The sequence below is a fragment of the Clostridium homopropionicum DSM 5847 genome (assembly GCF_001263795.1).
Taxonomy (GTDB): Bacteria; Bacillota; Clostridia; order Clostridiales; family Clostridiaceae; genus Clostridium_H; species Clostridium_H homopropionicum.
The window spans coordinates 58476-78219 of sequence record NZ_LHUR01000011.1 but is presented as its reverse complement, the minus strand read 5'-3'; the positions used below and the strand labels follow the sequence as shown (position 1 = coordinate 78219).

Sequence of the window (19744 nt, the reverse complement as noted above, 5' to 3'; positions counted from 1 at the left end):
AAAAATTCCTAATAAAGAAGGAATTATTAGCCTTTTGTCGAATAAGTAATTGTTAATAAATGGAATAAAATTTAAAGGAGAGATAAAGTAATGGAAAACAACAAAATAAGTGTATTAATAGCAGATGATAATAAGGAATTTTGTAATATCCTTAACGACTATTTATTAAATCAAAGAGATATAGTAGTTACAGGGGTAGCTAAAGATGGTTTAGAAGCTTTAAGTTTAATTCAAGAAAAAAAGCCAGATCTTGTAGTTCTTGATATAATTATGCCTCATCTTGATGGATTAGGAGTTCTTGAAAAAATGAACACTATGAAATTAGACCCTATGCCTAGAATAATAGTGCTTTCTGCAGTTGGACAAGATAAAATAACTCAAAGGGCAATTACATTAGGAGCAGATTACTATGTAGTAAAACCATTTGACATGGATGTATTTACAAAAAGAATAAGACAAATGTTTAATAATACAATTTCAAGTGATCAAGTAAAGAAAACCGTTTCTATTGTAGATAATGAAGAAATAAAGTTTAAAAGAAATGAACCTGTAGACTTAGAATCTGAAATAACTAGCATTATTCATGAAATTGGAGTACCAGCACACATAAAAGGATACATGTATTTAAGAGAAGCTATTAGTATGGTAGTAAATGATGTAGAGCTATTATCAGCAGTTACTAAGGAATTATATCCTTCAATTGCAAAAAAATATAACACAACTGCAAGTAGAGTAGAAAGAGCTATAAGACATGCTATTGAAGTAGCATGGAGCAGAGGACAAGTTGAAACAATAAATAAAATATTTGGTTATACAATACATAACGGAAAGGGAAAACCAACTAATTCAGAGTTCATAGCTATGGTTGCTGATAAATTAAGATTAAAAAATAAAGTAAGTTAATTTCGTTTTGCATATATCTCCTTTTGCAAACATAAATATTAATGATATTAAAGCAAGGGGAGGAATGAGATATGAAAAACATAAAATTACTGCAAGGGTTTACAGAACATTTTAATAGAAATTTATTTTTATACGCCATAACATTGTTATTTATGTGTATTGGGATAGTTATTGGCGTATATTCTGTAAAATATATGGATGTTTCAGTTAAGACAGAATTGGTAAAGTTTTTAATGAGTTGTTCTAGTAGTTTAAATTCAGAAAGTATTGATAAGAAATATATTTTATATAATGCTTTAAAAAATAATTTTTCTATTATATTAGTAATCTGGTTTTTAGGATTAACTCTTCTAGGATCTCCTCTTATTTTAGTAGTAGATATTATTAAGGGGTATACTATAGGCTTTACTTCAAGCATTATAATTAGCGGATTTGGAACTAAAGGAGTGCTATTAAATTTATTGGCAATTTTTCCTCAAAATCTTATATATTTACCTTGCATAATAATTTCTTCTGTTCTTGCAATAGAATTTTCTATTTCTTTATTAAAGAATAAATCAATGAACAGGGAAGGTAATTTAATTCAAATAATATCTTATTCAAGTATCTATGCTTTCTTAGTTATTATAATGATTTTAGGATTTATTATTGAAATTTATTTTACTCCCAATATGCTTAAAATATTAGTGTAAAGGGGTAGAATAATGAGTGACAAATCAGATAAATATAATGTTTTAATCTTATTAATTAAGTGTTATCTCATTATATTAACCCTTGGATTGATATTTCCTAAAATTATTGAGATTCTAATTAAAGAACTAATTTATAAATTTAATAATAAGAATAGTACCTTTGTTTTTAATTTTTTAAACTATAACGATATGATTTTAAATAGATATTTATACTTATTGTATAAATTTTTCGATCTATAAATTATACTAGAGCACATCTAAAGCATAAAATGCACAGATGTGTTTTTTTATTTTTAAGATAATTATGTGATAATCTTATCTAAATTGGTAAAACTAAGATTACATTAAGAGAAAAGAAAGGAGATACATATGAAAATAAAAAGTAAAGCAATAGTATTAATTATTTTATGTTCAATGTTTTTTACACAGTTTCATAGCTTATCCGTAAAAGGAGAAGAACTAGGTTTGGATGTGGAAGCTAAATCAGGATTACTAATGGAGCCTACTACAGGTAAAATTATATTTGAAAAAAATATACATGAAAAATTTGCGCCAGCATCTGTAACAAAGATTATGACTATGCTGCTTACAATGGAAGCAGTAGATACAGGAAAAATTAAAATGAATGATAAAGTAGTAGTAAGTGAGAACGCAAAGAAGATGGGCGGAAATGGAAGTAGTAGTATGCTTCTAGATACAGGTGAGGTTAGAACTGTTGAAGAGCTAATAAAAGGTGTTGCCATAGCATCAGGAAATGATGCTGCAGTGGCTTTAGCAGAATACATTTCTGGTAGTGAAGATGCTTTTGTTAATTTAATGAATAAAAGGGCTGAAGAATTAGGTATGAAAGACACTACCTTTAAAAATTGTCACGGTTTATCAGCTGAAGGTCATTTAACAAGTGCTTATGATATTGCGGTAATGTCTAAGGAATTACTAAAACATGATAAGATTCTAAAATATTCAGGGACTTATATGGAGACAATTTCTGAGGGAAGAAAACAACCAATTGAACTTGTAAATCATAATAAATTGGTTAGATTTTATAAAGGCTGTGATGGTTTAAAAACAGGCTTCACTAGTGAAGCTAAGTATTGTATTTCAGCTACTGCCACTAGAGATAATATAAGAATGCTGACAGTAATTATGGGTGCACCAACTTATAAGGTAAGAAATAGAGATGCAAGCATGCTTATGAATTATGGATTTTCAAAGTTTGAAGCTAAAAAAGCTATAGAAAAGAATAGTGATGTTGAAAAAATTAATTTAAATAAAAAAGGAACAAAGTTCTATTTTGTAAAAGCAAAGGATGATTTAAATATTATTCTTGAGAGAGGAAAAGAAAATAAGATCACTAAAAAATGCATCTTAAATGAAAGTAGAAAGGAATTTAAAAAGAACGAAGTTATAGGATATTGTGAAATATACGTAAATGACAAACTTATGGGCAAGGTTGATGTTTACAGTGATAGGGATGTAAGGACCTACTCAATATTTTATAATATAAAGAATAATTTAAGTAATTTATTTGATAATGCTATTTAATAAAAGGTCTACAGTATCCTTACTGTAGACTTTTTGCTTACAATATTATAATATTATAAATAATTCTACAAATTGGGAGTTAAATAATGAATTTAATTGAAAAATTTAAATTTGATGAACAAAAGGTTATAAATGCCATATCTGAAGAATGTAAGAAAAAGAATATTGATGTTTTCTTAGTAGGCGGAGTAGTAAGGGATATTCTTATTAATAGAGATTGTCATGATATAGATATTTGCATTGAAGGAAATCCTAAAGATATAATTCCTTTATTAGGAGATGTAAAAGAGTATATATACTATGATAAATTTCAAACCAGCACTATATTATTTAATAATTATGTTAAAATCGATTTAATTACCTGTAGAAAAGAAGTATACAATACTAATGGTTCATTACCTGAAATCACGCCAGCAACTATAAATGAAGACTTATATAGAAGAGACTTTACTATTAATGCAATTGCCTATGATATATTAAAGGGAAAATTAATTGATCCCTTTGATGGTATAAATCACATAGAAAATAAGATTATAAAATCTGTTCATAGTGAAAGTTATTTAGAGGATCCAACAAGAATTTTTAGAGCTTTTAAATATGCTAATAGATATGGTTTTTCTATTTATGATAAAGAAAGCATAAAAAATGCAATTTCACAAAAAGCGTTAGATAGCATCAGCAATGATAGAATAATTAGAGAAATTACTTTATTGTGTCAAGAAGAGTGTTGGATAAATAACATTGTTTCTTGTGAAGAATATGGTATTTTTAAAATTCAACATTCAATATTATCAGCAGAGAACAGTATGTGTAATTATGAAACTTTAAATGATAGGCTTATTAACTTATTTGTAAGTATTATAGATGAAAATTTCAGGGAAATATTTTGTAATAATTCAATTTTACATAAAGAGCAAAGATCCGCATTTAAAAATTACTCTAAATTAATTGATGTTACTAAGAGGAAATTAGAAAAATCCATGGATAATTATGATTTATATATAAATTTAAACAAATTAAGCATTAATGAGATTAAACTTCTTAGCTATAATAAAAAATTGTTCTATAAGCTTTATAACTATATAATAAAAATGAAAAACACAGCATTAAACGTTAAAGGAGAGCACATTTCTGAATTAGGAATATCTAATTTAAGATTGTATAGCAGCATACTTAATTACTTATTAAGACTAAAATTAAATACAGGAATAATTGATGAAAAGAATTATTTGACTAATAACTTAGGAGAGATTTTAAATGTCATTGAATATAAAGATAGATAATTTTGAAGGCCCCTTTGATTTATTGTTACACCTTATCAAAAAAAATCAGATGGATATATATGATATAAAAATATACGATATTACAAATCAGTATTTAAAAGTCTTAGAAAATATGAAGGAAATAGATTTAGAAGTAACATCTGAATTTATACTTATAGCAGCTACTCTTTTAGAAATAAAATCAAAGATGCTTCTACCAAAAGAAAGTAATGAAGAAGAGGAAGAAGATCTAAGAGAAGAATTAATATCAAAGTTATTAGAATATAAAAAATTTAAAATGGTTGCTAACTATTTAAAGGAAAAAGAAGAAAATGTAGGAATCATGTTTTCTAAAAAACCTGAAATAATAGAAGATAATAAACATCAAAATAAAGATATTCTAAAAGATGTAACAATAATACAGTTGTTTCATCTATACAATGAATTAATAAATAATTATATTAGTAAACAAAATAAATTTAATGTGTTGAATAAAGAAATTCCGGTAGACAAATTCACTGTGGAAGATAAAATAGATGAATTATCTATAAGAGTAAAGAAAGAAAGGAATCTATATTTTTCTAAAATTATTTATGAATGTGAAAGCAAAATGGAGATGGTTGTAACTTTTTTAGCCTTATTAGAATTAATTAGATTGAGAGCTGTATCAGTTGTTCAGGATGAAATCTTCTCAGAAATATATATCGAAGGAGTAAATATTGATGAAGGAAAATAACATAAATCAATTAGAAATAGAAGCTGCATCTAAAAAGTTAAGATATTTTTCTATAATTGAAGCACTGCTATTTGTAAGCGGGGAAGCACTTAACTTAAAGAATATTGCTTCTATAATTGAATGTAGTGAAGAATATACTCTAGACCTTTTAAAGGAGCTTAGGATTAAATATGAAGAAGAAGAAAGAGGTATAATATTAATAAACACTAATGATGAATATATGTTAGCTACAAAATCTCAAAATAGTGATTATATACATAAATTATTAAAAACAAATAGTAGACAATCCTTGTCAAAGGCGGCATTAGAAACTTTAGCAATTATAGTATATAGACAACCTATAACAAGAATTCAAGTAGATGAAATACGTGGGGTAAAAAGTGATAAGGCTTTTCAAACCTTACAAGAAAGAAATTTAATAAAAGAATCAGGCAGAAAAAAGGTTCCAGGAAGACCAATTATGTATGTTACAACAGAAGAATTTTTGAAGAATTTTGGCTTAGAAAATTTAGAAGCTATGCCTTCCTTAGAAGAATTTCTAGACAGAGAAATAGAAGAAGAATAGTGCTTATTCTTCCTCTATTTCTCTTTTTTCTTCTTTACAGGGCTTTTCTTTATCTTTACAAGAATCCTTTGTAAAAAGATTAAGTATACTTGGGATTTGATCAATGATTCTATCAAAAATATTTATGTTCATTTGATCTACAGGTATTAAACGAACATTACCTTCTTTTATCACCAAGAAGGCTATGGGCTTTACAGATACACCTGAACTGGAGCCTCCCCCAAAGGGTAATTTATCATCTTCCTCTCTACTTGACCTATTTGATAAAAATTCAGTTCCACCAGATGCAAAACCTAAAGTTACTTTTGAAATAGGTATTATTGTGGTACCATCATGAGATTTAATTGGTTCACCAACAACTGTGTTTACATCTACCATTGCTTTAAGATTTTCTAAAGTACTTTTCATTAATTGTTCAATAGGATGAGAATCCATTTAAACAGCCTCCTTGGGATTTAAATTTTCTTTTGCGCCTTTCCTAAAAGATATATAAATTAGTAAAGTGATATAGATAATTTTAGCTAAATTTATATAAATTATACTTTTAACTGTAAATTCAAGAAAAAATTCATCATATTTTAATTTAATGTTTGGTTTGTAAGAAATAATTCTAAAGAGTTTATTAAAAAAATAGTATCCGCTATTTATAAAAGCTTGTAAAAGCCCATATGACATAGCTGTGGTATAGGCATCATTAAGTCCATATGTAATATCAAAATTTATTTTTAGTGCAGACTTATACAAAAAATAACCTGATTTATTATATATATTTTGAAGAATATTAATGTATACAAGCTTAGGATAAAAGGTATGTTCTTTTGGTTCTTCTATTAGTTCTTTTACACTTCTTCTAGGATATATCTTGAAATTATATACAAAAACGGATAGTTTATTATCTCTAAAGAAAAACTTGAGATATAAGGGAAGGGGAATAAAAAACAAGAGCAATAAAATAACTATAAATGCGATTATCACAAAATTCCCTCCAAAATATTTATAATATACTATTATTAACATAAATCGAGATTTTTATAATTATATATGGAATTTTCTAAAAAATAGATATTATTAATCGGAAAAGATTTCTTGAGTATTAATTATTATTTTGAAAAAAATATATATGAAAGGTAGGTGAAAGTTTCTGTATGAGGAGAAAACCTATTTACTTAATAACTTTAATAATGTTATTTCAAGGCTTCTTTTCCGTAAAAGTTAATGCAGAACCTATGAAAATTTATGTAAACGCTAGAAGTGCCATAGCAATGGATAGCAAATCAAAATGTATAATGTATGAAAAAAATTCGGATATGATTGTTCCTATTGCAAGCACAACGAAGATTATGACAGCATTAGTAGTCCTTAACTATGGTGACTTAGATAAAAAAGTTGAAATTTCTGAAAAGGCATCACATATTAAGGGATCTGTGGTTGATTATAAAAAAGGTGAAAATATTTCAATAAAAGAATTATTATATGGGCTAATGTTAAGATCAGGAAATGATGCAGCCATTGCTATTGCAGAAGGTATTAGTGGAAGCGTAGAAGAGTTCTGCAAGTTAATGAACGAACAGGCCTATAAATTAGGAGCACTAAATACTCATTTTGAATCTCCACATGGACTTGACAGTCAATATCATTATTCTACTGCTTACGATTTAGCCTTAATCACAGCAAAAGCAAAAGAGTATGACCTATTTAATAAGATAGTAAGTGCAAAGGAAGTTAAAGCAGAAGATTATGGTTTTACAAGAAGCTATAATAATATAAATAAGATATTATATAAAATTCCAGCAGCAGATGGAGTAAAAACTGGATATACTGGAGATGCAGGTAAATGCTTAGTAACCTCAATCCATCAAGGAGAGAATGACATTATTATTGTAACTTTAAATTGCAGCAATAGATGGAATGAAACAGAAAAGATTTATAATCATGTAAATAAAAACTACAACTTTACTAAAGTAGCTACAAAAGATGATAAAGTTGAAAGCATTGAAATTAATAAAGACAATATAATAGAATTAGCTGCAAAAAAAGATATAATAATCCCAATGAAAAACAATGAAAAATACAATATAAACATAATTAAACCTAAAATAATTCCGGACAAAATCTCAAAAGGAGATGCATATGGAAAAATAACTGTAAGTAAAGATAATACAATAATTTATAGTGAAAACCTCTATATTAATAACAATATAGAGTATAAAAACAAAAATCTATTGAATAAACTAAAAAATAAATTTCAAATCAACAAAACTAAGGAGAAGTCTTAATTATAAGGCTTCTTTTTGTTTATGAAAAAATATAATTTATTATTTAAATGAGTATTTTTTATTTTTAATAGAATATAAATTATATTAGAGCAAATAAATGGAGGGAATAAAATGAGACTAGCACTAAATTATAAAAATGGTGTTAAAGAGGTGCTGAGTGAGGAAGAGACATCAAAAGTAATAAGCAGCTTAAATTACTTAAAAATAATTAAATATCTAATGAATACTAAAAAGATCGAAGTAACAAAAATTAAAATTTTAGATAGAGAGATTTTGGCAGAGGATTTGAGATCCATGGAAATTCTATTTTAAAATCTAATAAGCTTATAAAATATTATTTTTAGCTTAGAAAAATTCAAACATGAAGGTTTCCTAAAGGTAAGATATTACTTTTGGGAAACCTTTATTTTATTCGTCAACTGTGTAACAAAAGGCATTAACTTAAAATATTTTAATAGTATAGTGGTTAAGGAGGCGCATGTATGAAGTATGAGATAGTTGATTGTATTGATGCTGGAACTGAATATTGTCCTTGCCATCTTGCTGAAACCGGGGACTGCATTTTATGTTCTGAGCTTTGTAATAAAACCTTTTGTGATTGCATTAATTGGAAAGGAACTTGTATATATCAAGAATTTATTTGGAATGGAAATAAGGCTAAAGAAGATAGAAAAAGCTACTTATGTAAAATAGTAAACAAGACATTAATCGATGACAAATTGCTAATTATATCCATAGAAGCTTCTCAGGATTTAATTCAACCACTAGTGCATCCTGGTAGCTATGTATTCTTAAGAAATCCTAATTTTAAAGAATATTTTGATGCTCCAATTTCAATAATGGATATTGATTCTGATAATAATACAATAACTTTTGCTATAGAGATAAATGGAGTTAAAACAAAAAAAATTGAAGAATTAAATATAGAAGATAACATAATGGTAAGAGGACCTTATTGGAATGGTGTTTTAGGCCTTAGAAATATATTAAAAGCTAGTAAGGGAAACTCAATAATAATTGCAAGATCAATTGGTCTTGCACCTATGCTGCCTGTATTAAAAAAGTTATATAGTAATGAAAATAAAGTTACAGTTATTATTGACAAAGCCGAATACAAGGAGATTTTTACTAAAGAATATTTAAAAAAATACAATATAGAGCTAATTGAAATTTCTACCTTTGAAGCTGGAGAGTTAACCAATGAGTTTAAAAAACTATTACATGATCTAATAAAAGAAAAAAATCCTAATCTAATCCATTGTGCAGGTGCAGATATATTAATTTATAAAATTTTAGAATTATTAGGAGATGAGCAGAATTATTCTTGTTGCAACAATGCGAAGATGTGCTGCGGTGAGGGAGTTTGCGGTGCATGTACGGTAAGATTTAAAGGACACGTTATTAAACGTCTTTGCAAGCTTCAAGTAGAACCTAAATACTTATTTGAGGGGAGGAGACTTATATGAAAATAATAGTAATCGGGGGCGGTTGGTCCGGCTGCGCCGCAGCTGTTACAGCAAAAAAGGCTGGTGCAGATGTAACCATTTTTGAAAAGACTGATATGTTATTAGGGCTTGGAAATGTTGGGGGCATAATGAGAAATAACGGAAGATATACTGCCAGCGAAGAATTAATTGCTCTTGGAGCAGGAGACTTAATAAAATTAACTGACGAAAATAGCCTTCATAAAGATATAGAATTTCCTGGTCATGAACATGCATGGCTTTATGATGTAAATAGAATAGAATCAGAAGTAAGTGAATATTTGCTTGGAATGGGCATTAAGCTAAGACTATCTTCAAGGGTTGTAAATGTAAAAAAAGATAAAGATACTATAAAAGGTATATACCTAAGCGACGGCTCCTATGAAGAAGGCGATGTTTTTATTGAAACAACTGGTACAACAGGACCTATGGGAAACTGCTTAAGATATGGAAATGGATGTTCCATGTGCGTACTTAGATGTCCAGCTTTTGGTCCAAGAATAAGTATTAGCCAAAGAGCAGGAATTGAGGATCTAAAGGGAGAAAGGGCAGATGAAGTCTATGGAGCTTTTAGCGGGTCTTGTAAGCTAAGTAAAGAAAGTATTGACAAGGATATTATTGATGAATTAGAAGAAAAGGGGGTAGTGGTAGTTAAGATACCTGATGAGGATATTAATTTGGATAAACTTAAAATAAAAGTATGCCAACAATATGCTTTGAAAGAGTTTGCAGAGAATATCGTTCTTCTTGATACAGGACATGCAAAGCTAATGACTTCATATTACCCTTTGGATAAACTTAGAAAAATAAAAGGTTTTGAACATGCAAAATATATAGATCCATATGCTGGTGGCAAGGGCAATTCTATAAGGTATTTGGCAATTACTCCAAGAGATAACACAATGAAGGTTAAGGGAATTGATAATTTATTCTGTGCAGGGGAAAAGGCAGGTTTATTTGTAGGGCATACTGAAGCAATATGTACAGGTTCTCTTGCAGGAAATAATGCAGTTAGATTATTTAAAGGTAAAGAATTAATTGTACTTCCTAATGAGACTGTAATAGGAGATATTATTAATTTTTCGAACCAAAGATTTTTAGAAGAAAATGATAAAAAGAGTAGATTTACCTTTGCTGGATCAGTTTATTTCAATAGAATGAAGGAATTAGGCTTATATACTATTGACAAAGAAGTAATCAAAAAAAGAATTGAAAATCTAGGATTAACAGATATATTTAATAAAGAAGTATAGTAGAATAGTTTGAGATCAATTTTGGGAAGGGAAATTAATGAATCTGTTATCATTAATAGTAATTTCTATGGTGGGAGAAGCTCTATGGGAAACTTTAAAGATGACTTGGCAAAAGGGTAAATTATGCAAAGATAGAATAGGAGCATTAATTATAGGTATTTTTTTAGCATTTACAACTGGCACCGATATATTCTCATATATAGGAATTAACACAATTATACCTTATTCAGGAGTTATCTTAACAGGTATTTTAATATCTAGGGGAGCAAATTTTACTCACGATTTAGTTTCTGCGGTTAGTAATGTTTATCAAAAAACTAAATAATTCTAAAGAGGACTATTGCTTGGAAAACAATAGTCCTTTACATAAAGTTTTATACTTTTTTAGGCGGCTTTGGCCCGATGTATTGATAGTAATAACATTGAATTCTTCCATTAAATAATTTTCTGTTTTTATCAGATTTCTTGCCAAAGAATTTTTCGAATTCTTCAAAAGAAGTGATAATAAAATATGACCAATTAACTAATTTTTTGAAGACTAAGCCCATTTCTTGATATAGCTTTTCTATTTCTTTTTTTTCACTAAGTCTTTCCCCATAAGGTGGGTTGCAAACAATAGTTCCATATTCCTTACTAGTAGTTAACTCTTGAACTGGTTGAGTTTGAAAGTGAATTATATCATCTACTCCAGCTTTTACAGCGTTTTGTCTAGCGATTCTTATAACTTCTGGATCAATATCATATCCAAAGATTTTAAACTCTTTATCTTGAATAATTGCTTCGTAAGCTTCTTTTCTAACCTTTTTCCAAGTAAGACTAGAAATGATAAAATCCCATTCTTCACAAACAAAGCTTCTGTTAAGTCCTGGAGCAATATTTTTTGCAATTAATGCAGCCTCTATTGGAATAGTACCAGAACCACAGAAAGGATCAATAAAATATCTGTCATACCTCCAATTGCTGATAATAACAAGAGCTGCTGCCAAAGTTTCTTTTAAAGGAGCTGCACTTCCTATTTCTCTATAACCTCTTTTGTGTAAAGCTTCTCCACTTGTATCAAGTAAAATAGTAACCTTATCATTTAATATGGAAACCAAAATAGGATATTTACCGCCAGTTTCTTCAAACCATTCAATTTCATAAGTTTCCTTCAATTTTTCAACTATTGATTTTTTTACGATTGCCTGTATATCAGATAGACTAAATAATTGAGATTTTACGGATTTTGCATTTATTATAAAGTTTGCATCTTCAGGTAAGTATTCAGCCCAATCTATAGCTTTAGAACCTTGAAAAAGCTCTTCAAAGCTGGTAGCCTTAAATTCTGCTAATTTAATATAAATTCTGTCTGCACATCTTAACCAAAGGTTGGACTTACAAATACATTCCTCGTCTCCCTTATAGGTTATCTTACCATTTTCCACAAGTAAATCCTTATAGCCAAGCTTTTTTATCTCTTTTGCTGCAATAGCTTCTATTCCGAAAGCAGTTGTAGCTACAATTTCATAATTAGCCAATAGAACTCTTCCTCTCTTATAAATTTAGCTTATTATAATATATCATTTGTTATTTTAAAATACAATAAAACTTATATTATAGAAAATTTTTAAATAAATGTGTATATTATATATTAAATATTAAAATATTTGGAGAAGATAAAATGTGTTACTGTGTTATTTGTGGTAAATCAAGTGAACGTCATCATATAGTATACAAAAACCAAGGTGGTTTTGATATACCTTGCAATTACATAGAATTATGCCCATATCATCATAGAGAAGAGGAAGGACCTCATAAAAATAGAGAAGTAGACTTACTATATAAAAAGAAAATGCAGGATTATTTAATGGAAATATTAAATAAGGACTATTATACAATAGAAGAAATCATTGATAATATAAAGATTAATCCTTTTCAAGCTAAAAGGTTACAATCAAAGCTAAATAAATATAAAAAGGGATATAAAAAAATTGAAATTATAAGAATAATCATGGGCGGTAAGCTATACTAACAGCACAGGATAAGTTTGATTAAAAAATGAAAAGACTATATAATAATTTTAAAAATAAACAAAGGGGATACATATGGAAGAAAGACTTCAAAAATATATGGCAACTTGTGGTGTTGCATCTAGAAGAAAGTGTGAAGAAATAATTCTAGAAGGAAGAGTAAGAGTTAATGGAGAGGTAATTAGAGAATTAGGCTTTAAAGTAACTCCAGGTTCAGATGAAGTTTTAGTAGATTCAAAGCCTATTTTTTTAGAGGAAAAGAAAGTTTATATTGCCCTGCATAAACCTGAAGGAGTAGTTTCTACTGTAAAGGACGAGCGAAATAGAAAAACTATAATTGATTTAGTTGATGTGGAAGAAAGAGTTTATCCTATTGGAAGGCTGGACTATAATACTTCAGGACTAATTTTACTTACTAATGATGGAGATGTATATAATAAGCTAATTCATCCAAGAGAAGAAGTGAACAAAATTTATATTGCTGTTATAAAAGGAATTCCTAGTAAGGACTCAATTTACCAATTTTGCAATGGTGTTGATATTGGCGGGTATATTACTGCAAAGGCTAATTTTAGAATTCTTGAAGAATTAAATGATAAATGCAAGGTGAAAATTACTATACACGAAGGTAAAAACAGGCAAATAAGAAAAATGTGTGATGTAATAGGTCATCCTGTTATTGCCTTAAAAAGAGTAGCAGTAGGGAAGATAAATCTAGGTACACTGGAAAAGGGAAAGTGGAGAAATTTAGATAGGGAAGAAGTTGAATATTTAAAAAGTTTAGGATAGATTTTATGAATAAATAGATTACTAATTATGCATTTTATATTGATTAGTATTTTAATTGATGTTAAAATGAAATAAAAATTTCATTTTTCTGCAAGTTGAGAAAGGATTAGATACTTATGGATGAAAACAATCAGGATTTAATGAGAACCATTCAAATGAAATTCCCAAGGTTAAGTAAGGGCCAAAAGTTAATAGCAGAATATATATTAAAGCATTATGATAAAGCAGCTTTTATGACTGCTGCAAAATTAGGAACAAGTGTTGGTGTAAGTGAATCTACTGTTGTAAGGTTTGCCAATGAACTTGGATTTAGTGGGTATCCAAAATTGCAAAAGGCACTTCATGACTTAATTAAAAATAAGCTTACAACAGTTCAAAGAATAGAAATATCAAATAGTCTTATAAATCAAGAAAATGCACTTAAGGGTGTATTAAAAGCCGATATGGAAAATATTCGTTCAACCTTAGAGAAAATAAATCATAAGGATTTTGAAGAAGTTGTAGATAATATTTTTAAAGCAAAAAAAATTTACATAATTGGGCTTAGAAGCTCAACAGTATTAGCAGAATTCTTAGGATTCTATCTAAACATGATATTAGACAATGTAAAGGTAGTAAAGCATGGAATAAGTGATGTATTTGATCAAATGATTAATGTTACAAAAGATGACTTGGTAATCGGAATAGGTTTCCCAAGATATGCTGCAAGAACTGTTGAAGCACTTTCTTTTGCTCAGAGCAAAGGGACAAAGGTTGTTGCAATAACAGATAGTCTTCTTTCTCCGCTTGCTACTAGAGCAGAATATACTTTAATCGCTCAAAGTAATATGGCATCCTTTGTAGATTCATTAGTTGCTCCATTAAGTGTTATAAATGCTTTAATTGTAGCTGTAGGACTAAGAGAAAAAGATTATATTTCAAATTTATTTAAAGAGCTTGAGACAATTTGGGAAGAATATCAAGTATATTCTTATAAAAAGGAAGAATAGAAAACTAGAGTAAGAAATTATATGTAATTTCTTGCTTTTTTTATGGAAATATAATTGTTTATATATGCTTGAATAAAATAGTTTATTATATTAAATTATATTAGTAAGAATATAATTATTTTCCTTAAATATAGGAGGAAGAAAATGTCTAGAGTAATAGTTGTAGGTGGAGGTCCTGCTGGCATGATGGCAGCTATCTCGGCAGCAAATAAAAATAAAGTAACTTTAATTGAAAAAAATCCTAAACTCGGTAAGAAATTATTTATTACTGGAAAAGGTAGATGTAATGTAACAAATAGCAAAGATATATCTGAGTTTTTTGATAATATACCTGTAAATCCAACTTTCTTATACAGCAGTTTATATACTTTTACAAATGAGAATACTATAGATTTTTTTAACAAACTTGGTGTTGAGCTAAAAGTTGAACGGGGCAATAGAGTTTTCCCAAAGTCTGATAAGTCTTCAGACATAATAAAAGCTCTTGAAAAGGAATTAGCTAATAAAAAAGTAGAAGTTCTACTAAATTCAAATATAGTTGAATTAAATAAAAGTGAAAATAAAATTAATTACTTAACTTTAGAAAATGGAAATAAGATATATGGAGATTACTTCATCTTTGCAACAGGGGGAGTATCTTATCCACAGACAGGTTCCACTGGAGATGGTTATAGATTTTCTAAAGAATTAGGCCACAGTGTTGTTGAACCAAAAGCTGCACTAGTTCCAATTGAGGTAAAAGAACAATATATAAAAGATTTGCAAGGGTTATCACTAGTTAATGTAGAGTTATCAATAAAAGAAAATGAGAAAACTTTGTATAAAGAATTTGGTGAAATGTTATTTACCCATTTTGGCATATCAGGTCCAATTGTTCTTAGTGCCAGTAGAGTAGTAAACAATAGAAAAAATCTTAAGGCTGTAATAAATTTAAAACCGGCTTTAACCAAAGAGGAATTAGATAAAAGAATACAAAAAGATTTCATAAAGTATTCTAATAAAGATTTTAAAAATTCTTTAAATGACTTGTTACCTCAAAAGTTAATAAATACTATTATAAAACTTAGCAATATAGATGAAAATAAAAAAGTAAATTCTATAACAAAAGAAGAAAGAAAAGCTTTAGTTGATTTACTACAGAATTTTAAGCTTGAAATAAAAGGATTAAGACCAATTGCAGAAGCTATAATTACTTCTGGAGGAATTAACACAAAAGAAATAGACCCTTCTACTATGAAATCTAAAATTGTAGATAATCTATATTTTGCAGGAGAGCTTATTGATGTTGATGCCTATACTGGTGGCTTTAATATTCAAATTGCTTTGTCAACTGGTTATCTTGCAGGCAGCAGTATAATAGATTAATACAATACTATATATTAATTTAGAGGATTTTAATATTTTACCTAGAATATAATATTTATGTTTCATTTAAGAAAGGCGGTATTATTTTGAGAATTACTGTAGCTATAGATGGACCAGCTGGTGCAGGCAAAAGTACAATTGCAAAAATGGTAGGTAATAAGTTTAATCTTATGTACATAAATACTGGAGCGATGTATAGGGCAATTACACTTAAAGCAATGGAAATGAAAATTTCTTCAAACAATATCCAAGCTTTATGTAACTTAATAGATAGATTAGAAATGCATTTTGAAAATAACAAGCTTATTCTCAATGGTGAAAATGTAGAAGATAAAATAACCATGCCTATTATCAGTCAAAACGTTTCTGAATATGCTGCAGTTCCTGAGGTTAGAGAAAAATTAGTTTTTCTTCAAAGAAAAATGTCAGAAAGATATAATGTAATTATGGATGGAAGAGATATTGGAACTGTGGTTTTAAAGGATGCACCTTTTAAATTTTATTTAACAGCCTCTCCAGAAGAAAGAGCTAATAGAAGGTATACAGAATTAAAAAACAAAAATTTAGATGTTCAATATAATAAGATTTTAGAAGAAATTAAAGAAAGAGATTATATTGATTCAAATCGGAAAATCAACCCTTTAAGAAAGGCTGAAGATGCAATAGAAATTGATACTACAAACCTCACCATCGAAGAGGTAATAAATAAAATTTGCAGTCATATTTCTAAACAATTATATAAAAAATAAGGTAGTGATAATATATGAAAGAAATTTTATTAGCTGAAAAGTCAGGCTTTTGTTTTGGAGTAAAACGTGCCGTAGATACTGCATTAAATTATCGTGAAAAATCAAATAAAGATATATATACCCTTGGACAACTTATTCATAATAACGATGTAGTTGAACTTTTAAATTCTAAAGGAATACACCCAATTGAAATTAATAATATAGATTCTCTTAAGGAAAATGATATTATAATTATTAGATCCCATGGAGTTTCACCTAAAATTATAAAAATGCTAGAAGACAAAAAGCTTATAATAGCTGATGCAACTTGCCCTTATGTAGCTCATATACATAAAAAAGTAAAAGAATATTATAATCTAGGTTATGGTATAGTAATTGTAGGTGATAGTTCTCATCCAGAAGTAATAGGTATTAATGGATGGTGTAATGATGAAGCTATAGTTTCAAAGGATGGATCTAATGTAGATGAACTACCTGAAAAAGTTTGCTTAGTTTCTCAAACCACAGAAAAGCAAGAAAACTGGGAAAAGGTTCTTAAAAAAGTAAAAGAAAAATGCAGCGAAGTAGTGTCTTTTAATACTATATGTAATGCAACTGATGTTAGGCAAAAATCAGCAATGGAACTTTCTAAAAATGTAGATACAATGGTTGTAATTGGAGGTATTCACAGCTCTAATACAGCAAAATTATATGAAATATGTAAGGGAAATTGCAGTAATACTATTTATGTTGAAAATGCAGGTGAAATACCTGATGAGATAATAAAAAATGGTAAAAGAATAGGTATTACAGCTGGTGCTTCTACACCTGACTGGATAATAAAGGAGGCAATAAATAAAATGAGTGAAAACAAGGAATTAGAATTTAACGAACAGCTAGCTTACATGGAGCAAAACGATGTTCAAATTGCAGTAGGAGATATGGTAAAGGGGACAATAATTTCATTAAATGAAAAGGAAGCATTTGTTAATATAGGTTATAAAACTGATGCAGTAATTCCTTTACAAGAAGCTTCAAGAGATGATAATGCTTCAATTAATGACTTATTTAGAGTAGGAGATGAAGTTGAAGCAAAGGTTATAAGTTTAAAGAATAATGATGGATATGTAGTTCTTTCAAAAGTAGAGATAGAAAGAGAAAAGGCATATGATGAAATTCAACAAGCCTTTGAAAATAATACAACAATAACTGTTGAAATTAAGGAAGCTGTTAAAGGTGGAATAATAGGAAGATTTAAAGGTGTAAGAATATTTATTCCAGCATCTCATATAGAACTTTTCCATATTGAAAATTTAGCAGATTATATTGGTAAAACAATGGAAGTAAATATTATTGAATATAAGATTCAAAGAAGAGGAAGCAAAATTGTTGGTTCAAGAAAAGCTATATTAACTAAAGAAAAATTAGAAAATGAAGAAAATGCATGGAATTCCTTAGAAAAAGGGCAAATCGTTGAAGGTCAAGTGAAAAGACTTACAAATTTTGGAGCATTTGTTGAAGTTAATGGTATAGATGGATTACTTCATGTATCAGAAATTTCTTGGGGAAGAGTAGAAAAACCACAAGATATTTTGAAAGTAAATGATATTGTTAAAGTTTATATATTAGAATTAGATAAAGAAAATAAAAAATTATCTTTAAGCATTAAAAAACTTATTGAAAACCCATGGAATAATATTGAAAACAAATATCCTGTTGGAAATGTAGTATTAGGAAAAGTAGTTAGATTTGCCGATTTTGGAGCTTTTGTTGAATTAGAGCCAGGAGTTGACGGGTTGGTGCACATTTCAGAAATTAGCTATAAAAGAATCAATAAACCAAGTGAAGTATTAACATTAGGAGAACAAGTAAAAGCTAAAATAATTAATGTTAATAAAGAAGAGAAAAAGATAAGTTTAAGCATAAAAGAGACTGAATAAAAATTGTTGACTAAATAAGCTGGAGAAAGTAAAAATCTTCTCCAGTTTTTATTTTTATTTTTTAAATAATATGTAATATTTACTTTAGCATATAGTATATAATTTAGTAATATGGCCATAGGGGGAGTTTCTAAGTGAAGGATGGTAGATTGCTAAAGAATGATACTGAACTTTCTGAGAAGGAAGCAAGGATAATAAATAAAATATTAAAAAACTTCGATATATCAGCTCTTAATATTGAAAAGGTTAGAAGCGTGTATAAAATAAAAACTGCTTCCGGCAACCTTTGTCTTAAAAGACTTAAACATGGCAAAAACAAAGCTGAAAATGGCAATGAGTTGGTAAATTTATTAGAAAGGAATGGATTTAATCAGGTTCCAAAGTATTATAAAACAAAAGAGAACAATTTATTTATCAAATATAAAGGTTTATACTTTTACTTAACAGAATGGATAGATGGAAAAGAGTGCAATCTTGATGAAATAAAAGAAGTAGAAGCTTGTGCTAGATTGCTAGCAAATTTTCACAAAGCTACTAGTAACGTGGAGGCTAATAAATTTAATATAAGAAATAATATTAAAAGTTGGCCTGAAGTCTATAAAAAGAAAGTATACGATATAAAAAATTATGAAAAGATAATTGCTAATAAAAAAATTCCAACTTCCTTCGATATATATTTTAAAGAGAACATTAATTTTTTCTTAAACAGGGCCATGTTATCACTTAAAATTCTAAATACCTCAGAGTATTATAAAATTACATCAAACTCAAAAGGTAATACTCTTTGCCATGATAGCTTTTATTATCAAAATGTAATAAAAAAAGATGATGAATATTATATAATTGATTTAGATAGTATTGTTATAGATTTACAAATTAAAGACTTAGGGAAATTTATAAGGCGATTAATGAGTAAGAAAAGCTATAAGTGGGATTTTTCTAAGGCATTAAAAATTATAGAAGCTTACAGTACTATTAAAAAGCTTGATAAACCTCAATTGGAAGTTATGCTTGCAATCATAATATTTCCTCATACCTTTTGGAAATTAGGACGAAAAAGATATATTAAATGCAAGCATTGGAGTGAACAAAAATTTAATCATAAATTAAAAAAGATCATAGCAAATATGGAGCTAGAAGAAAAATTTACTGAGGATTTTCTAGCTTATTTAGATAAAATTTAAATTAATTATTTCTTTAATACCATA

21 protein-coding genes are annotated in these 19744 nt (G+C 28.1%); 18 read left to right on the top strand and 3 right to left on the bottom strand.

From position 1 onward, the window contains the following. Nucleotides 1-90: 90 nt before the first annotated feature. From spo0A to scpB, 6 genes are all read left to right on the top strand, one after another. Complete coding sequence (gene spo0A, locus CLHOM_RS02535; protein WP_052220114.1) at nucleotides 91-903, top strand: sporulation transcription factor Spo0A; 813 nt, start codon at nucleotides 91-93, stop codon at nucleotides 901-903. A gap of 71 nt (nucleotides 904-974) precedes the next feature. Continuing rightward, nucleotides 975-1595, top strand: a complete 621-nt coding sequence (spoIIM, locus tag CLHOM_RS02530) for a stage II sporulation protein M (RefSeq protein ID WP_052220113.1) — start codon at nucleotides 975-977, stop codon at nucleotides 1593-1595. Between the two features lie 414 nt (nucleotides 1596-2009). Then, the gene (locus tag CLHOM_RS02520; protein ID WP_423230623.1) at nucleotides 2010-3140 is read left to right on the top strand and encodes a D-alanyl-D-alanine carboxypeptidase family protein; all 1131 of its coding nucleotides are present in this window, start codon (nucleotides 2010-2012) and stop codon (nucleotides 3138-3140) included. A gap of 86 nt (nucleotides 3141-3226) precedes the next feature. Further along, the gene (locus CLHOM_RS02515) at nucleotides 3227-4423 is read left to right on the top strand and encodes a tRNA nucleotidyltransferase/poly(A) polymerase family protein (RefSeq protein ID WP_052220110.1); all 1197 of its coding nucleotides are present in this window, start codon (nucleotides 3227-3229) and stop codon (nucleotides 4421-4423) included. Beyond that, entirely contained in the window at nucleotides 4398-5138 is a 741-nt protein-coding gene (locus tag CLHOM_RS02510) for a segregation/condensation protein A (protein ID WP_052220109.1), read from the top strand. The genes CLHOM_RS02515 and CLHOM_RS02510 overlap by 26 nt, the downstream gene beginning before the upstream one ends. After that, nucleotides 5125-5703, top strand: a complete 579-nt coding sequence (gene scpB / locus CLHOM_RS02505) for an SMC-Scp complex subunit ScpB (RefSeq protein ID WP_052220108.1) — start codon at nucleotides 5125-5127, stop codon at nucleotides 5701-5703. Before CLHOM_RS02510 ends, scpB begins: the two co-directional genes overlap by 14 nt. Before the next feature lie 3 nt (nucleotides 5704-5706). Here scpB and ytfJ read toward each other — a convergent pair whose 3' ends face one another. Together ytfJ and CLHOM_RS02495 are read right to left on the bottom strand one after the other, a co-directional pair. Beyond that, on the bottom strand, nucleotides 5707-6138 hold the full coding sequence (ytfJ, locus tag CLHOM_RS02500; RefSeq protein WP_052220107.1) for a GerW family sporulation protein: 432 nt from the start codon (nucleotides 6136-6138) through the stop codon (nucleotides 5707-5709). Continuing rightward, nucleotides 6139-6678: a DUF2953 domain-containing protein gene (locus CLHOM_RS02495; protein ID WP_052220106.1), complete on the bottom strand. Its 540-nt coding sequence runs from the start codon at nucleotides 6676-6678 to the stop codon at nucleotides 6139-6141. 170 nt (nucleotides 6679-6848) lie between these two features. Here CLHOM_RS02495 and CLHOM_RS02490 point away from each other — a divergent pair, with 170 nt between their 5' ends. The 5 genes from CLHOM_RS02490 (at nucleotide 6849) to CLHOM_RS02470 (ending at nucleotide 11041) form a co-directional block, all read left to right on the top strand. Then, the gene (locus tag CLHOM_RS02490; RefSeq protein WP_052220105.1) at nucleotides 6849-7979 is read left to right on the top strand and encodes a D-alanyl-D-alanine carboxypeptidase family protein; all 1131 of its coding nucleotides are present in this window, start codon (nucleotides 6849-6851) and stop codon (nucleotides 7977-7979) included. A 111-nt stretch (nucleotides 7980-8090) separates the two neighbouring features. Beyond that, nucleotides 8091-8291 (top strand): hypothetical protein, encoded by a 201-nt coding sequence (locus CLHOM_RS02485; protein ID WP_052220104.1) that lies wholly within the window; start codon nucleotides 8091-8093, stop codon nucleotides 8289-8291. 170 nt (nucleotides 8292-8461) lie between these two features. Next, nucleotides 8462-9445 (top strand): sulfide/dihydroorotate dehydrogenase-like FAD/NAD-binding protein, encoded by a 984-nt coding sequence (locus CLHOM_RS02480; RefSeq protein WP_052220103.1) that lies wholly within the window; start codon nucleotides 8462-8464, stop codon nucleotides 9443-9445. Next, on the top strand, nucleotides 9442-10716 hold the full coding sequence (locus tag CLHOM_RS02475; RefSeq protein ID WP_052220102.1) for an FAD-dependent oxidoreductase: 1275 nt from the start codon (nucleotides 9442-9444) through the stop codon (nucleotides 10714-10716). Before CLHOM_RS02480 ends, CLHOM_RS02475 begins: the two co-directional genes overlap by 4 nt. 37 nt (nucleotides 10717-10753) lie before the next feature. Further along, entirely contained in the window at nucleotides 10754-11041 is a 288-nt protein-coding gene (locus CLHOM_RS02470; RefSeq protein WP_052220101.1) for a hypothetical protein, read from the top strand. 49 nt (nucleotides 11042-11090) lie between these two features. Here CLHOM_RS02470 and CLHOM_RS02465 read toward each other — a convergent pair whose 3' ends face one another. After that, nucleotides 11091-12233, bottom strand: a complete 1143-nt coding sequence (locus CLHOM_RS02465) for a THUMP domain-containing class I SAM-dependent RNA methyltransferase (RefSeq protein WP_052220100.1) — start codon at nucleotides 12231-12233, stop codon at nucleotides 11091-11093. Between the two features lie 143 nt (nucleotides 12234-12376). Here CLHOM_RS02465 and CLHOM_RS02460 point away from each other — a divergent pair, with 143 nt between their 5' ends. The 7 genes from CLHOM_RS02460 (at nucleotide 12377) to CLHOM_RS02430 (ending at nucleotide 19720) form a co-directional block, all read left to right on the top strand. After that, nucleotides 12377-12727, top strand: a complete 351-nt coding sequence (locus CLHOM_RS02460; protein ID WP_052220099.1) for an HNH endonuclease — start codon at nucleotides 12377-12379, stop codon at nucleotides 12725-12727. A gap of 73 nt (nucleotides 12728-12800) precedes the next feature. Beyond that, nucleotides 12801-13514 (top strand): pseudouridine synthase, encoded by a 714-nt coding sequence (locus CLHOM_RS02455; protein ID WP_052220098.1) that lies wholly within the window; start codon nucleotides 12801-12803, stop codon nucleotides 13512-13514. Nucleotides 13515-13630: 116 nt separating this feature from the next. Continuing rightward, nucleotides 13631-14503 (top strand): MurR/RpiR family transcriptional regulator, encoded by an 873-nt coding sequence (locus tag CLHOM_RS02450; RefSeq protein ID WP_052220097.1) that lies wholly within the window; start codon nucleotides 13631-13633, stop codon nucleotides 14501-14503. 144 nt (nucleotides 14504-14647) lie between these two features. Then, a complete protein-coding gene (locus CLHOM_RS02445; protein WP_052220096.1) occupies nucleotides 14648-15868 on the top strand; it encodes a BaiN/RdsA family NAD(P)/FAD-dependent oxidoreductase in 1221 nt (406 codons plus the stop codon). 86 nt (nucleotides 15869-15954) lie between these two features. After that, nucleotides 15955-16617, top strand: a complete 663-nt coding sequence (cmk, locus tag CLHOM_RS02440) for a (d)CMP kinase (protein ID WP_052220095.1) — start codon at nucleotides 15955-15957, stop codon at nucleotides 16615-16617. Nucleotides 16618-16631: 14 nt separating this feature from the next. After that, nucleotides 16632-18536: a bifunctional 4-hydroxy-3-methylbut-2-enyl diphosphate reductase/30S ribosomal protein S1 gene (locus CLHOM_RS02435; RefSeq protein WP_052220094.1), complete on the top strand. Its 1905-nt coding sequence runs from the start codon at nucleotides 16632-16634 to the stop codon at nucleotides 18534-18536. Between the two features lie 134 nt (nucleotides 18537-18670). Beyond that, entirely contained in the window at nucleotides 18671-19720 is a 1050-nt protein-coding gene (locus tag CLHOM_RS02430) for a CotS family spore coat protein (RefSeq protein ID WP_052220093.1), read from the top strand. Nucleotides 19721-19744 lie beyond the last annotated feature (24 nt).